This window comes from Flagellimonas sp. B-3, assembly GCF_056857835.1.
In genome coordinates this window covers 1,173,337-1,190,787 of record NZ_JBSXNW010000024.1, presented here as the reverse complement: position 1 = coordinate 1,190,787, position 17,451 = coordinate 1,173,337, and the positions used below count along the sequence as shown (strand labels likewise).

Sequence of the window (17,451 nt, the reverse complement as noted above, 5' to 3'; positions counted from 1 at the left end):
TCTACAATAACTCTACATATCCTCATTTTGTTCCGTTTTACCACATTGTTCAGGATGATTGCAAAAACGCTAAATATTTTAAAATCCTCATATTTTATAGGGTTTGAGTGATAAAAAATCAATTTTACCCCTTTCCAATTAACAATGTAGGTTTTTTATAGAGGTACATCCTTTGTTAACAAGACGTTAAGCCATATACCTTTAACTCAAATTAAATTCACTCAAAAATGAGATATGGCATTTTAACCTTAATGGTACTTTTATGTACTGCTTATGGATATTCACAAACAAAAACTGTTACCGGCACCGTTTCTGATAATATTGGGCCCATGCCGGGTGTTAACGTACTTGTTAAGGGAACAACCAATGGGGTTGTCACCGATTTTGATGGTGAATTTACCATTGACGATGTTTCCAATGAAGACATCTTAGTTTTCAGCTACATTGGTTTTGTGACCCAGGAGGTTCCTGTCGGGACCCAGGAGGAAATCAACATTGTATTGAATGAAGATACCCAAGCCCTCGACGAAGTAGTTGTTGTGGGATATGGTACCCAAAAGAAAAGTAATGTAATCGGATCTGTGGCCAGTGTTGAAGTAGAGGAAGCCACCAATGTACCCACAACAAACGTATCCGAAATGTTAAGAGGTAGAGCGGCAGGGGTTCAAGTAAACTTGGGCGATGCACGGCCAGGAGGTAATTCCAATATCGTAATCAGGGGTAATGTATCCGTTGCACCCGGCGGAAACTCTCCGTTGATCATCGTAGATGGACTTCCTTTTGACAACCTAAATGATGTAGCTCCCGATGACATTGCCAACATTGAGATATTAAAAGATGCATCTTCAACGGCCATTTACGGTTCCCGAGCATCCAACGGTGTAATCTTGGTGACTACAAAATCAGGAAAAGTAGGCAAGGCAACCATAGATTACCATGGATATACCACCGTACAAACCTTGACCAAAAACTTCAACCAATATACTGGACAGCAATTTATCGACCTAAGAAGAGAAGCTAACAGAAATAGGTTCACCGGGGATTACCTGAACGATGAGAACATCTTCTCGCCATTTGAGTTGGAGGCCATAGAAAACCAAAACTTTGTGGATTGGGAAGACTTGGTGCTTCAAGATGCCATTATCCAGAGCCATTCGCTTAGTTTTTCAGCAGGTAGCGAAAAAACGAAGGTCTTTTCAAGTGTAAATTACTTTTCGCAAGAAGGTATTATTCCCAATTCGGGTTTTGACAGAGGCACATTTAAACTAAACTTAGAACAAAAAATATCCGATAAGTTATTGTTCCGTGGAATAATCAACTATCAAAATGCAAAACAGGACAGGGAAACAGGTGGAATCAACTTTACCACAATTACTCCACTGGCACAACCTTATACAGCAGATGGCGAGCTCCAGAAATTCTACTTGGGGCCATCCAACACAGCAGTCAACCCATTGTGGGACCAAAGAGAGTCTGTGGATGAGACCAAAATCAACCTTACGGATATAAACCTGAGCCTTATTTATGACATTGCACCAAACCTGAGCTATACCCTAAAAACGTTTTTAAGGAACCGTAACTCCAACCAAGGTGTTTACAGGTCTTCTCTTCACTCCGCTGGGGATGAAGGAATTGATGGAATCGGAGTATTATCCAACACCCTGTTCAAACAGGTGCTGGTAGAAAATATTTTGAACTATACACCACAAATCCATGATGATCATAGTTTGGACTTAACGGCTGTTCACGCATTTGATGAACGCCGTACCGAGTACACCCAATTGGACAAATCCGGCTTTACCAACGATGCCTTGCGCTTTAACGGAAATGCCACCAACCTGCTAAACAACGTAAGGGATGTTTCTCAACGTAGGCTTTTGTCCTTCTTGGGCAGGGTACGATATGGTTATCTGGACAGATATCTTTTGGAGGCCACCGCTCGTGCCGATGGTGCTTCGGTATTTGCCGAAAACAACAAATGGGGGTTTTTCCCGGCAGTGTCCGTAGCATGGAAAATGCACATGGAACCTTTTATGGCAGATGTAGATGCCATTAACGAAATGAAGTTTAGGGTAAGTTACGGTGCCACGGGCAACCAGGGAATCAACCCTTTGGAATCTTTGGGCGTTGCGGACGACCTACCTTATGTTTTTGGAGATGAAACCGTGGCCGGCGCCACAGCATCGTCTCGTTTGCCCAACCCAAACCTAAAATGGGAGACCACAACAACTTTGAATGCAGGTGTGGATTTCAGGTTGTTCAACAATTTTTTCCAAGGAACTTTTGAATACTACAAAGCCAACACCAACGACCTATTATTGGATAGATCCATAGCAGGAACCACCGGATTCAATGTAATCCGGTTTAATTCCGGTGAATTGCAAAACCAAGGTATTGAAGCCTCTTTGACCTCGAACATTATTCGTAAAGAGAACTTTAGTTGGTCTTTGGGGATGGTTTTCTCCAGAAACAGAAACAAAGTAATCTCATTGACAGGAGAACTGGATGATAATGGCAACCCCATCGACATAACCGATATTGCATCGGGAAGGCGTTTATCCGTAGGGCAGTCCATCAACAACATTTGGCTCCCCAAATATGATGGTATATACCAAGAAGGTGATGATATTGCAGGGTCAGGAAACCCATTGGCCCAGCCCGGTGATGTCCGCGTGGTGGACCAGGATGGAAATGGTCAGATAGACAATCGCGATAACGTATTCACAAATACCGATCCCGATTGGTATGGTTCCATTACCAACACCATTACCTACAAGAACTTTGACTTGTTTGCCGATATTTATATTGTTCAAGGAGCAACAAACCTAAACCCTGTTCTTGCCAATGGAGAACTTTGGAAGGGTGCCATAAACGGGATCAGAACCAAATATTACACACCGGAATATCCATCTACCGAATACCCAAGACCAAAGCCGGATACACACTTGCACCTGTTCCCTTTTGCTGTGAGGGATGCATCTTATGTGAGGTTGAGAACCCTTACTTTGGGATACAACATACCCAAAGATGCCTTCTCCAAGCTTGGGTTGCAACGGGCCAAAGTATACCTCACGGGGACCAACCTGTTCACTTTTACCGATTTTAGATCGTACAGCCCGGAACAAACCCCACTAAACAATGACCAAAGTGGCTCTGCATTCCCTGAGACCAGAAACATAACCCTAGGGGTAAAATTAGGATTCTAAAAAAATTGTCATGAAAACCATATTTCAATATTTAACATCAAAAAGAATATGTGCAATACTACTTGCTATTGCAACATTTACATCGTGCGAAAAGGATTTGTTGGAGGATGAACTGTTATCCAACACCTCTGTCGATTTTCTATACTCCACGCCCGAAGGTTTGGAGAACGCCGTTGTAGGCCTGTACACCCTCAACAGAAACTTATACCAAGACTTGAGCCTAAATGGTACTTATCCTCTAATTCCACAAGCCAAAAGCGATCTTGGAGTTGGGATTACAGGGGAGGTTTCTTTATACAGCCGTTTGCTTTGGGGGGCTAGTCTAGGGGATTTCGGTACTACCTCGGGAATTAATGCGTACTGGGTCAACTACTATAAAATAGTGGATAGGGCCAACGCTGTGATTCAGGGAGCAGAGAATTTGGAAGATATCGAGGAAGGCAGAAAAAATCAGATTCTTGCTGAGGCCAAATGCATGAGGGCCCATGCCTACTTTACCTTGTACCGCCTTTTTAACAACATCTTCATCACCACGGAGCCCACTACCCCAGAAAATGCCTTTGATGTACCACAGGACAAATCTTCGGAAGAAGAAATCTTTTCGCTATTGCGTTCCGATTTGGATTTTGCCATAGACAATTTGGATTATTCCACGGCACAATTTGGACGTTGGGGGCAGGGAGCCGCAAGACATCTCAGAGCAAAAGTGGCCATGTGGGAAAACGATTGGACAGAAGCCGCTGCCCAAACCGATGCCTTGATCACTAGTGGAAGTCATAGTTTGACCACTACCACGGCAGAAGTATTTGCCGGTGAACTTAATCATCCTGAGACTCTCTTTGCAATCAACTTTGAAAGAGAAACCATTGGTGGCGGGAGTCCGCATATCTTGAACTGGAACATGGTCTCTTCCTATGCCGATGCACCAGGCCTTGTTCAATCCGTAGAGAATGGCGGTGCGGGAGCGGGATTCATTTCATTAAACCAATACACCATCGACCTGCTCAATGAGGATCCGAACGATGACCGAAAAAACAACACCTATTACATTTTTGAGTATGCCTACAACGACGAAACTGCTTTACCGGAAGGGAAAGAGTTAGGCGACCCATTGGATTTGTACGAAAACAGTGAAACGGACCAAAACGAGTTTATGCTCTATTACAGAAGGCAGAACCCGGGCATCCTTAAATTTTTTGATGAAACCGTGGAACCTACAGACAGAAATCATTTTAAAAATATTATGATCTACAGGTTGGCCGAAACCTATTTGATCGGTGCCGAGGCCCACATGATGCTGAACAACACCACCAAAGCCCTTGAGTACCTAAATACAGTGCGAACAAGGGCAAATGCAGCTCCTGTAAACAGTATCGACCTTGAAATTATTCTGGAAGAGAGAGCAAGAGAGTTAGCCTTTGAGGGGCAGCGGTGGTTTACCCTAAAACGTACCGGATTGTTGTACGAGTATCTTTTGGACCATATGAACAATGATAACATGAACGAGTCCTATCCTGAAGGAAATCCAAAGGATATTCTAAGAGAATACATGCAAAACTGGCCCATTCCACAACAACAAATGGATCTTTTGGGACCAAACTACCCACAGAACGACGGGTATAATTAAATCGGCACTAACTAGAATTAACCTATAACATTGAAAAATGAAAAAGCATAACAACAAGAAGAACCTCAACAGCACAAGATTACCCATCTTGTTCCTGTTGACGGCCATAGGTATTTTGGGCACTATCATTTCTTGCGAAACTGAGGACGATTTGCCCCCACCCTCTGCCTATGTTCCACCAGAACCGGAACCAGAGCCAGAACCAGGCGAGGATTGCACATTCTCCACTATTGTTCCAGAATTGGCAGATGGAATGGATTTTGAGTGTGGAGGACCGGAAGTGACCTTTTTTGGGGAAAAAGACGGTTCCTTTACCCTTGATTATGTTGAAAATCCGGATCCATCCGGCATCAACACCTCTGAAACCGTTGTTGAATATACCCAAACAGCCGATATTGAACCTTGGGCAGGCTTCTTTTTTGATTTGGCCAGTAAAGTGGATTTTAACGAGATGCAGACGGTCAAAATTAAAGTGTACTCCCCTGCCGCAGATCAAATTGTACTGATGAAGTTTGAGGACAAGACCGATAATTCCATTGCAAAAGAAGTTCAGGCAACCACAACTGTGGCCAACGAATGGGAAGAACTGTCCTTTGTTTTTTCACCCAGTGACTCCGATAAGTTTGATCGAATGATTTTGTTCTTTGACTTTAACGGAGAAAAGAGTGCCGAGACCACCCACTATTTTGATGACATCGTGATGAGTGAAGGTGGCGAAGTAGAAGAACCTGTTGAAACTGGCGAACCCGCCGCCGCCGCCGCCGACCCCACTATTGATCCATTGGAAGTGGTTTCGTTGTTTAGCGACGTCTATACCAACGTCGCCGTGGATACCTGGAGAACCGATTGGTCCGATGCCACATTGGAAGACATTGAAATTGAAGGCAATGCCGTTAAAAAATACAGCGAACTTAGTTTTGTGGGCGTAGAAACGGTGTCCAGCACTATTGATGCTACCAACATGACCCATTTTAGAACTGATATCTGGACTGGTGACGCTACAGAATTCAGAATAAAGTTAGTTGACTTTGGTGCTGATGGCGCTTTTGATGGCGGTGATGATGTAGAGCACGAAATAGTGATCGAAGCACCCACACAGCAAGAATGGGTAACGCTAGATATACCGCTTTCAGATTTTACAGGACTGACCACTAGGGGCAATATCGCCCAATTGATATTCGTGGGAGCACCATCAGGCGCAAATACAGTATTTGTGGACAATGTGTTCTTTTACAACGAAGCAGGTGTTTCCAACGCGCCCACATCGGGTGCCCCTGCACCTACACTAGCGGAAGCAAATGTGATTTCCGTGTTCAGTGATGCCTATACCGATGTCGCAGGAACGGATTATAATCCAAATTGGGGGCAGGCCACTATAGTTACACAAGAGGAGATTGCAGGGAACAACACCTTAAAATATGAAAACCTTAACTATCAAGGAACGCAGTTTGCAGCTCCATTGGACGTTTCTGGAGCTACTATGGTGCACGTGGATTATTGGACACCCGATTCCTCACAGCTAAATTTATCCTTGATCAGTTCAGGACCTGCAGAAATTCCATATTCTTTTGATATCACCAATGGTGAATGGGTAAGTGTGGATATTCCATTAACAGTGTTTTCGGATGTAGTGGATCTTACCGATGTGATACAATTAAAATTTGATGGTAACGGAACCATTTATTTGGACAACATCTACTTTTATTCACCACCTGCAACGGAACCAACAGCCGCAGCGCCAACTCCAACTGTTGCAGAAGCGGATGTGATATCAATGTTTAGCAATGCATACACTAATGTTTCCATTGACACTTGGAGAACAGATTGGTCGGTTGCTACACTTGAGGATATTATGATCGATGGTAACGATGTAAAAAAGTATAGCGACTTAAATTTTGTGGGGATAGAATCCGTAACCACTCCAATCGATGCAACGGAAATGACACATTTTCATACCGATGTTTGGACAGCGGATGCCACTGAAATTAGAATAAAACTTGTTGATTTTGGTGCCGACGGTGCTTTTGATGGAGGAGATGATGTGGAGCACGAAATTACCATCGCCAACCCAGAACAAAACACTTGGATTTCATTGGATATCCCGTTATCAGAATTTGTTGGACTTACCACTAAAGCAAACATTGCACAACTTATCTATGCAGGCCAACCCGCTGGTTCAACCACAGTATTTGTGGACAACGTATATTTTCACAAATAATGGATAAAAAACAAATCGTAATTTGAGTTAGTTAATTAAGGGAAAGGTTCCACTCTTTAAAAAAGGGTGGAACTTTAATCCAAGCAATGTTTTCTATGAAAAACAAAACATACATTTATCAAAAATTAAAAATGAGCATTTTAAACATATCCTTATTATCCTTGGTATTTGCGCTTTCGTGCAGCTCTGGGGACTCCGACTCCACCGATGTTCCCACCAATTTAAATGTGGACATTTCCATCATTGGTTCAAACGACAATAACCCGAATGGCGATGGTTCTGGGACTGTACAGGTATCCGCATCGGCCAATAATGCGGTACGTTATGCCTTCCGTTTTGAAGGTGGCGACCAAATTAACAGTGAAACGGGATCCATCGAACATACCTTTACCCAAAATGGCACTAATACATACAACATAACTGTATGGGCTTATTCAGAATCCGGTGGGTTCATTAACCAAAGTTATAGTGTGGATGTATACAAATCCGATGAAGCTTTTGCCACTTTGGTCTTTTCCGATGAATTTGATAACGAAGGTAGGCCAGATGACCAAAAATGGCATCATCAGGTTATTCCCCCGAACAATGGAAGCTGGCACAATGATGAACTACAACACTATACGGACAGGCCAGAAAACTCCTTTGTGAAAGATGGTTCCTTAAAAATCAAGGCTATCAAAGAACAATATTCGTATAACGGAAGCACAAAAGAATATACTTCTGCTAGATTGAATACAAAATTTGCCTTTACCTACGGCCGGGTAGAGGTACGAGCCAAACTTCCAAGCAATGCAGGTACTTGGCCCGCTATTTGGACCTTGGGCGCCAATGTAAACGAAACCGGAAACTATTTCGGGGACCAATACGGCAGCGTTGGCTGGCCTCTTTGTGGAGAGATTGACATTATGGAACAAACGGGTTGGGACAAGAGCAGTACCATATCCCACTTTCATTGGGGCGACCTAAACACCGAGGAATATATGGATACTGGGGGAGAAACTACTGTTGCCAATGCATCTACCGAATATCATATCTATGCCATGGAATGGGATAGTGAAAGTATTAAGACCTATGTTGACGACACCTTGGTTTTTGAATTGCCCAATACCAATAACAAACCTTATAATCACGAACATTATTTGATTCTGAACATTGCCATAGGCGGAAATTTAGGTGGTGATGTACCAAGCAATTTTACAGAAGATACCTTTGAAATTGATTATGTAAGGATATATCAGTAGTACCTGAGAAATTGGCAAGAGGTGGATTACTGTTTACGATCAACTTCAAGATTTTGGAAAAGGGTTCCATCAACTTATTCCAATCAACCCAAAGCCGGAGTTTTAGACCTTCGGCTTTTTTTATTGCCCAAGTTCCTTAACATCAAAAAAAACAAGTTCCCGATTATTAAATTTCGCCGTGGCCTCAATAGGGTTGCAGCATACTTCACAATCTTCCACATAGGTTTGATGCGGCACAGAACTATCCAAAAGAAAGGATATTTCTTCCCAACAGTATGGACATTGAAAAAAATGCTCGTACATCTTCTAAAAATCTACATTGAGCAACTGACCGCTAACTTGAAGCATTTGAAGTTCCGCCAATTTTGCATTGTATTTGGCCTGACTTTTGGCCAGTTCTGCATTTAACAAGTTCAACTGGGCCTGCCTAAATTCTATTGAGGTTATTTGCCCCAGTTTATAGCGCTCATCGGTACGCTTAAAGTTGTTTTGGTTGGTCTGTAGGTTTTTCTCCTGAACCTCCAGTACGTACAGCGCATTGGTATAGCTGTCCCAAGCATTGCGAATATCCCTTTCTACTTCCAACTGTATCTGCTTTTTCGCTATCTCTTGGTTTTTATAGGCGATTTTGGCATTCTTTATCCCAGTTATGGTAGTTCCGCCATCAAACAAATTCCACGTTAAGTTTATAGTTCCCGTAACCCCTGTAGAGGTGTTTTGCAAAACAAAAGCCAGTGGACTGTTGTTGTTGGACTCGTTCCAACCGTAAGTTCCTGTCAATCCAATGGTAGGCAAATAACCGCTTTTGGCTACCCGAATGTCGTTAAGGCCCATATTGATGTCCTTTTCCACAATTTGAAGCCTTACATTGTTCATTTGGGCCTCATTGTACATATTTTCCATTTGAAGTCCAGGAACAAAGGTTACCGTGGTATCCGCAGCAAATTGGGCAGATAGATCACGATTCAATATCAAATTCAAATCCCTCATGGTATTTCTGAGCTGTTGCTTGGAGTTCAATAAATTAATGCTATCCGTGTTGATGTCCACTTCGGCATTCAATACATCCAACCCTGTATTTTGTCCGTATTCAAATTGATATTGCGCCCTTTTTAATCTATCCTTGGAAATCTCCAGCGCTTGCTCCAATGTTGCGGTATTTTCGGTAAGGCGGGCTGCTTCATAATAAACTGTAAACAATTGTAAAATGGTGTTTTCAATGGTCTGCCTGACCTCTAGCTCGGATTGTTCGGACCGTTCTTGAAAACTTTTGTAATTATAATACCTTCCCAATCCATCGAACAAAGTATAGTTTACATTAACCGCAGCATTATACCTTCTGGTTTCGGCCCCTTCTGCTGTACGGGTATCTCCATTGCCCAGAACCCCTTCGGAATTTTGCTTGTCTATACTTCCGCTGGCATTTCCTGTTACCGATGGCAAATAGCCAGAGTTAAGGATATCGGCATTATTGTCATCTATCAGTTTGGTATTACGGGCCACTTTGATATCCAGATTGTTTTCCAAAATCAAGTCAATGGCTTCCTGTTTGGTAAGTATTTGATCTTGGGCGTTTGCCATTGGACCAAAAAACAACAAAATCAGGGATACGGTATAAAAAATGCTTTTCATTATGTGGTCTCTTCTACAACTTTTGAGGTTTCTTCTCCATTCTGAGAAAGGTTTTTACTATCGGTTCCGTTTAAGGCAACGCCATTTGCTTCCATCTCCTCCTCTTCATGCTGTTCGCGAATAGCTCGTTCCACTTCTTCGGACGTAACCTCTTCCCCTGTCCACAACTTTTTGGCCGCAACCTTTACATTGTTTCCAAAGGAAAGCAGCAAGGGCAGCAGCAACAAAGTCAAAATAGTGGCAAAACCAATTCCGTAGGCAATGGAAATAGCCATTGGCTTTAAAAATTGGGCTTGACGGCTTTTCTCCAAAAGCAATGGTGCCAGGCCTGCAATTGTGGTAACCGAGGTCAAGAATATGGCCCTAAAACGGGAACGGCCTGCTTGGTACAAGGCATCATCGAAATTCATCCCAGTTCGAAGATTGGTATTGAATTTACCTATTAGTACCAGTCCGTCGTTTACCATAATCCCAATTAATGCAATTATTCCCAACATAGAAAGAATGTTCACCGGGAATCCGTGCAGCCAGTGTCCCCAAGCCACGGCAGTCAAACTAAAGGGCACCATAAAAATCAATAATAAGGGTTGACTTATACTCCTAAAGGTGAAGGCTATGACAATAAAAATCAGAAACAATACAATTGGTCCTACAAACCCTAAGGAACCGATCAATTTATTGGCCTCTCTGTTCTGTCCTTCATAAGATGGGCTTATGGATGGGTATTTGGCCAGAATTTCCGGCATTACCTCATTTCGTATCCACAGCATGGCATCGGTTCCACTTGTAGTTTCCGGGTCGGTCAAATCTGAAGAAACCTGTATTTCCCTTCTACCTTCTAGGTGGTTGATGGCCACATCTCCCCTTTCAATGGTATAGCTTGCAATCTCTTTTAGGGGGATACGGTCTCCGCTGGGTGCCAAAATCCGCATTTCATCCAAATCTGAAATGGATGATCTGTTCTCTCTATCGTACCGGACCCAAACCCTAATTTCATCCTGCCCTCGTTGAAAACGTTGTGCCTGTGCTCCAAAGAAGCCACCTCTAACCTGATTCATCACAGTTCTAAGGTCCAGGCCGAGCAGGTATGCATTTTCTTTAAGTTCCAAACGTATTTCCTTGATTCCGGCCGGATCATTGTCCGTTACATCCTTAAGGTTCGTATTTTCTTCCATCGCTTGTTTAAGCTCTTCTTTTGCTGCCTTTAGCTCGGTAATATTGTTGCCCAAAAGGGACACGGAAACAGGGTTTCCACCAAAATTACCTCCAGAACCATATATTAAACTCTCTACGCCAATAACAGGGCCTACCAGTTCTCGAAGCCTGGTAGTCACCATATCGGCGCGGATACCATCGGGGCGTTCTTCACCGGGTAGTAGGTTTATCTCCAGTTCAGCAGCAGAAGAACCTGGTCCCAAGTTCTTTATCATATTCACAAAAAGCATCTTATCCATGCCTTGCAAATATTGATCAGTAAGTTCCTGATTTACAATGTGCGCTTTTTCCTGAATGAGGCTTATAATGGAATCCGTTACCTTTTCGTTTGTACCATTGGGCATGGTAAGTTGTATGGACACCTGATCACTTGCAATTCTCGGAAAGAATGAAGTACGGATAACTCCTCCCCCAATGGAACCCAGGGTTAATGCCAAAGCCATAAAGAACAGGGCAAAAGTCAAAAATTTATAGTTCATCATAAAGCGAAGTACTGGACTATACCAGTTATCCCTCATGTAGTTCATTAATCTATCGCCCATTTTATTAATTACCCTAAGTTTTGCAAAAATTTTTGCAACACCTGTTTTGGGTTTGGTATTTTTAGCTCGAAGCGCTTTGGAGTGCGCCAAGTGAGCTGGCAAAATAATCAATGCTTCTACCAAGGACACCACCAAGGTGAGAATTACAATCACGGACACCTCGCTAAAGAATTCACCGATACGGCTATCCAAGAAAAGGAAAATGGAAAAGGCCAAAATTGTGGTGATTATCGCTGAAATAATGGGCGGTATTACTTCCATGGTGCCATCCAAAGCGGCCTGTACCGGAGATTTCCCGTCTTCATAATGTTGATAGATGTTCTCTGCGATCACAATTCCATCATCCACCAAAATACCGATAACGATAATCATCCCGAACAGGGAAAGAACGTTAATGGTAACGTTGAACATGGGGGCAAAAACGAACATTCCCAAAAATGCAATGGGAAGTCCAAAGGCTACCCAAAATGCCAATCGGGTATTTAAAAAGAGGGATAAAAACACCAATACCAAAATCATCCCTACGATGGCATTCTCGGTTAAAAGTTGGGTACGCTGTGTTAAAGTAGTTGAACGGTCATCTATAACGTTCAACTGTACATTGGTATACTTTTCGTTGAACTCTTTAATGTACTGCCTAACTTTTTCTGCAGAGCCCATTAAATCCTCTGTATTTGTACTGGTGATGGTTATGTTAACGGCCAATTCCCCATCAAAATAGGAAGCATTTGGAGTCTCGGAAAACCTGTCCCGTATCGTAGCTACATCTTTTAAGCGTATGGTACGGCCTGCTGCATCACCTCGAACTACAATATTGGAAAGCTCATCTCCATAATAGGAACGGTTGTTGGCGCGTATTAGATATTCTTCGGTAGCGGTTTTAATATTACCTCCCGTTACCAAAATATTTGCATTGGAAACGGCTTGTGCTACATCGGCAAAAGATAGGTTATAGGCCAAGAGGCTGTTCTCATCTACAGCAATCTCGATTTCTTCATCGGGATAGCCGGCTATTTGAATTTGAGAGATTCCATCAATGGCCCTAAGGTCGTTTTCTATTTGGCGGCCAATTTGTTTTAAGGTAGCCAAGGGAATATCCTTTCCGCTTACGGCAAAACTTATGGTAGGCCTGACCGGTTCTTGCTTGGCAACAATCAAAGGTTCCATGCCCGTAGGAAAGGTAGGTACCCTATCCACGGCATTTTTAACCTCTAACAACATGAAGTCTACATTCCTCTCTTTCTCAATCTCCACATTGATTGTACCACTGTTTTCCCTTGATGTAGAGGTTACCCTTTCCACACCTTCGAGCCCTTTTAGGTTATCCTCAATTTTTAGGACGATACCTTCCTCGACTTCTTGTGGCGAAGCACCTGGGTAAGCAATGGTAATTGTAATGTTACGTGCCTCGGTAAGAGGAAAAAAAGATGATTTTAAGGAAAGTATTCCCACAACCCCAAAAACAAAAAACGCCAATATAAAGACATTTACTGCCATGTGGTATTTAATAAAATACGAGATGAGTTTTCTCACGGCCAGGGGGTTTAGGATTTACTTTCGTCAAATGTTTTAACCAACATGCCTGCGTAGGCACCGGTAATGGGTTTTGCCACTATAACTTCTCCATCGGGAACGTTCTTAAGCACTACGGTTTTGTCCGTAAAAAAGATAGGCTTTACATCCATTAGGTCTAAAATGGAGTCCCTGACCACAAAAATCTGGTTGTTTTCCAACAACAAGGACCGACTGATTTCTATGGCATCTGGCTCTTCTTTTGCTTCTAGGTTGGCTTCAAGATACTGACCTTCTTTTAAATTATCGCCACTTACTTCAATGTAAACCGTTATGGTCTGTGAGTTTTGGTCCACCCTACTGTTCACACGGGCAACTTCACCCATATACGTTTGGGTCTTTTCCAAATTGGATAACGCTACCTTTTTTCCTTCTTTTAAGAAATCCCCGTAGGTCTTGCTAACGGAAACTTCCAGTTCGTACAGTCCCGTATCAATAAATTCTCCTAGTTTTTGTCCAGATCTGACCAATGTTCCCTCCGTGACCAAAGCTTCGGTCAATACTCCTGTAAAAGGGGCGGAAATGGTGTATTTGGACAGTCGCTGTTCCAAATTCTTTACGTTATAATATGTAGTGATAATTTCTCTTCCCGTTATGAAGAACTTTTCTTTTTCTGAATCCATCTTGGGTAGCTCGGGAGTGGTTTTCTCCAAATCAAACCCATTGAGGTATTGTTGCCATTTTGGATAAATCTCTGGGTAATCCAACCGTAAATCTGGCATTATGGACGTAAGCAAGTTATATAGATTGCTTTTGGCCGATTGCACGCTAGCGTAATACTCGTTTGCATCTATTCTGATAAGCGTTTGTCCTGCCGTATATTGCTGTCCTGTTCGGAACAATTTGCTTCCCGATCTAAATACTCCTTGCACTTCGGAGTAAAGTTCTACGCGTTTTTTGGCGGTAAGGTTACCATTGGCAGGCACCATTATGGGAATGGTCGTATTTTGTACTGTATCCACAAAAACAGTTTTTACCACCTTTTGGGAAGGGGGCCTTTTATTGTCCTTGCTGCCAGCAATAAGGCCAGCAAAATATAGAGAGGCCAATATGATGATACCTCCGGCAACTGCCGATATTATAAGCTTTCGCATTCGTTAGTTGGTTTAATAGCTACAAATCTATTCCCTACTTTTTTTACAATGGTTAAATATTTCATAAAATGCATTTTTAACTGGGTCAAATGCAAAAAGGGGACCCCAAACGGCATCCCCAAACCAAACAAACTAAAGTAATAACTAACTACTCGTTTTCGTTTTCATCCTCGAATTTGGTATCTGCCATTCGAGTACGGTCTATTTGAATATCCATAAATTTTGGGTTCAATGTTTTATCATCGGTATCGAACACCAAAAACTGTTTCGCATCCATACCATGTAAGGCGTTGAAAGAGTTGAACCTATTATTTTGAAGTTGTAATATTTTTAAGTTTGCCAATTGGCCAAACTCCTTGGGAATTTCGCCTCCCAATTGATTATTCGACAAGACCAATTCCTTTAACTGGACCAAATTCCCAATTTCTCGTGGTATCTGACCTTCCAATTTGTTTTCAAAAAGACCCAATGCCTCTAAGTTTGATAGGTTTCCAATGGATTCGGGTATTGTTCCTTTGAGATTGTTACTGGATAGGTTTAGCTCTTTTAACTTTTTAAGTTCCCCAAATGTTTCTGGAATAGGTCCGGTTAAAAAGTTGTTGAACATAGAGAATACCTCCAACTCCTTAAAATTGGCGACTCCTGTTGGGATACCACCCTTGATTCGGTTCATCTCCAAACGGAAAACCTTAAGCTTTTCCAATTTCACAATATCTTTAGGAAGCACTCCGGTAATCTGGTTGAAAGCCAGATTCAAATTGGAAAGGTGCCTTAAATCTCCTATGCTTTCTGGAAGTACGCCATTTAAATTATTCATAAACAGTGTTAGGCCCACTACATGCCCTTTATCGACCTCTACACCCTTCCATGTGTCCACGGGTGCGGTCAAATCCCAAGAAACATTCCAATCTTCGCCATTGGTGCTATTGTACAAATCTACCAAGGCAGATTTTTCTTTAGGGGAAATCTGTCCACTGGCAAAAGATATACCCGCAGAGAACATCAAATAAAAGAAAAAAAGAGCCGCTCGAATCATTAATTACTTATTAAATCACAACGAATTTACTTACAAAATACAATAAAGAAGAAATAACTTACAAATATAATCGTCAAATACACTCCGATTTGTTGTGAATTCGGTAAAATTCGATGTAAAAACTGAAATGTTAGGTTAATCAAGAGCCTCTAAAGCTTCGGACAAGTTCTCCCAATCTTCCATTAAGGACTCCAAATCTTTCTTTTTTCCCTCGTAATTATCAAAAAAATTGGGCTTCGCAATGGTGGCATCGTAGTCCATGAGCAAGTCGTGGTCAATATCGGCAATCTGTTTTTCCAGTTGGGAAATCTTCTTCTCTACCCCACTAAGCTTGTTTTTGAGGGATTTTTGCTTCTTTTGGATTTGATAGTCGTTCTCCTTGCTTTTTTCCTGTGGTTTGTCTTCTTTCTTTGTGTCCCCTTTTTCAACACTTCGGAAATCCTCCATCTTACGCTGTTCCAAGTAAAAGTCGATATCTCCCAAATACTCCTTTATGCCTCCGTCCTTAAACTCGTAAACCCTATCGGTCAACCCTTGAAGAAAGTCACGATCGTGAGAAACGAGAATCAATGTCCCCTCAAAATTTTGAAGCGCTTGTTTTAAAACATTTTTGGATTTAATGTCCAAGTGGTTGGTAGGCTCATCCATTACGAGCACGTTAAAGGGTTGCAAGAGCATTTTGGCCAGGGCCAAACGGTTTCTTTCGCCCCCGGAAAGCACTTTTACATATTTGTCCACCTCATCACCTCTAAACAGAAAGGATCCTAAAATATCCCTTACTTTACTGCGGTTCTTCTCATTGGCGGCATCGATCATGGTATCCAAAATGGTCTTATTACCATCCAGGTATTCCGCTTGGTTCTGGGCAAAATAGCCCAACTGTACGTTGTGTCCAATTTTTAAATCGCCCGTGTAATCCAGTTCACCGACCAAAATTTTGGCAAGAGTTGTTTTTCCTTGGCCGTTTTGGCCTACAAAAGCGGTTTTACTTCCACGATCAATCATTAGATCTATATGTTGAAGCACTTTTTTGGGGCCGTAGTTTTTGGAAACACCGTTTAATTCTGCCACTACCTTGCCGGGGTTTACTGAAACAGGAAACCGAAGATTCATCACACTATTGTCCTCTTCATCCACCTCGATGCGCTCCATTTTATCCAGTTTTTTGACAAGGGACTGTGCCATGGATGCCTTGCTGGATTTTGCCCTAAATTTTTCAATCAACCTTTCGGTCTGCTGTATCTGTTTTTCTTGGTTTTTTTGGGCACTTAATTGCTGTTCCTTTATTTCCTTTCGGTGCACCAAAAACTGGGAATAGGGCTTGTTGTAGTCATAAATCCTTCCTAATGAAATCTCAATGGTACGGTTGGTTACATTGTCCAAAAACATTTTATCGTGGGAAACAATCACCACGGCACCGGTAAAGTTTCGTAAAAACTGCTCCAACCAAATAATGGATTCAATGTCCAAGTGGTTGGTAGGCTCATCCAGCAGCAATACATCGTTATTTTGAAGTAAGAGCTTGGCCAGTTCAATACGCATACGCCATCCACCGGAAAAGGTATCGGTCAGTTTATTGAAGTCTTCTCGTTTAAAACCCAACCCAAGAAGCACTTTTTCGGTATCACCTTGATAATTGTACCCTCCCAAGATTTCATACCGATGCGTTACATCGTTCAAATCCACCATGAGTTGATGGTACCCGTCGCTTTCATAATCGGTTCGCTCCGCCAAGGCAGTATTGATCTCGTCCAGTTTGAGTTCCAGCTCTTTGATTTCTGAAAATGCCTGATAGGATTCTTCCAAAACGGTTCTCCCTTCTTCAAAATCAATATCCTGTTTAAGAAAACCGATTTTTATGTTTTTTTCAGTGGCTATGACCCCTTCGTCCAAGGGCATTTCCTTGGCAAGGAGTTTAAGCATAGTGGATTTACCCGCACCGTTCTTTCCGATCAGACCTACTCTATCCCCGCCGTTAAGACGAAACGATATTTCCTCGAACAGATATTCTCCTCCAAAGGCTACGGAAAGATTATGAATATTTAGCATTTAAATGTGACCTTGATTA

10 protein-coding genes are annotated in these 17,451 nt (G+C 42.2%); 4 read left to right on the top strand and 6 right to left on the bottom strand.

Going from position 1 to position 17,451, the window contains the following annotated elements; genetic code table 11:
* Nucleotides 1-227: 227 nt before the first annotated feature.
* The 4 genes from AC13CS_RS17815 to AC13CS_RS17800 all read left to right on the top strand — a co-directional run bounded on the left by AC13CS_RS17815 (nt 228) and on the right by AC13CS_RS17800 (nt 8,292).
* A complete protein-coding gene (locus AC13CS_RS17815) occupies nt 228-3,206 on the top strand; it encodes a SusC/RagA family TonB-linked outer membrane protein (protein WP_293165316.1) in 2,979 nt (992 codons plus the stop codon).
* A 10-nt stretch (nt 3,207-3,216) separates the two neighbouring features.
* Complete coding sequence (locus AC13CS_RS17810) at nt 3,217-4,833, top strand: RagB/SusD family nutrient uptake outer membrane protein (RefSeq protein WP_482875899.1); 1,617 nt, start codon at nt 3,217-3,219, stop codon at nt 4,831-4,833.
* 37 nt (nt 4,834-4,870) lie between these two features.
* Nucleotides 4,871-7,051, top strand: coding sequence for a hypothetical protein (locus tag AC13CS_RS17805; protein WP_482889074.1), 2,181 nt, complete (start codon nt 4,871-4,873; stop codon nt 7,049-7,051).
* Nucleotides 7,052-7,182: 131 nt separating this feature from the next.
* Nucleotides 7,183-8,292 carry a glycoside hydrolase family 16 protein gene (locus AC13CS_RS17800; protein WP_482889073.1) on the top strand — a complete coding sequence of 370 codons (1,110 nt, stop codon included), beginning with the start codon at nt 7,183-7,185 and terminating at the stop codon, nt 8,290-8,292.
* Nucleotides 8,293-8,412: 120 nt separating this feature from the next.
* On the opposite strand, the gene AC13CS_RS17795 is transcribed toward AC13CS_RS17800, so the two are convergent.
* The 6 genes from AC13CS_RS17795 to AC13CS_RS17770 form a co-directional block, all read right to left on the bottom strand.
* Nucleotides 8,413-8,595 (bottom strand): CPXCG motif-containing cysteine-rich protein, encoded by a 183-nt coding sequence (locus AC13CS_RS17795; RefSeq protein WP_482889072.1) that lies wholly within the window; start codon nt 8,593-8,595, stop codon nt 8,413-8,415.
* A gap of 3 nt (nt 8,596-8,598) precedes the next feature.
* A complete protein-coding gene (locus AC13CS_RS17790) occupies nt 8,599-9,924 on the bottom strand; it encodes a TolC family protein (RefSeq protein WP_293165326.1) in 1,326 nt (441 codons plus the stop codon).
* Complete coding sequence (locus AC13CS_RS17785) at nt 9,924-13,214, bottom strand: efflux RND transporter permease subunit (RefSeq protein WP_482889070.1); 3,291 nt, start codon at nt 13,212-13,214, stop codon at nt 9,924-9,926. Before AC13CS_RS17785 ends, AC13CS_RS17790 begins: the two co-directional genes overlap by 1 nt.
* An 11-nt stretch (nt 13,215-13,225) precedes the next feature.
* Nucleotides 13,226-14,347, bottom strand: a complete 1,122-nt coding sequence (locus AC13CS_RS17780) for an efflux RND transporter periplasmic adaptor subunit (protein WP_482889069.1) — start codon at nt 14,345-14,347, stop codon at nt 13,226-13,228.
* 148 nt (nt 14,348-14,495) lie between these two features.
* Complete coding sequence (locus AC13CS_RS17775; RefSeq protein ID WP_293165331.1) at nt 14,496-15,383, bottom strand: leucine-rich repeat domain-containing protein; 888 nt, start codon at nt 15,381-15,383, stop codon at nt 14,496-14,498.
* Nucleotides 15,384-15,518: 135 nt separating this feature from the next.
* The gene (locus AC13CS_RS17770) at nt 15,519-17,432 is read right to left on the bottom strand and encodes an ABC-F family ATP-binding cassette domain-containing protein (RefSeq protein ID WP_482889068.1); all 1,914 of its coding nucleotides are present in this window, start codon (nt 17,430-17,432) and stop codon (nt 15,519-15,521) included.
* Nucleotides 17,433-17,451 lie beyond the last annotated feature (19 nt).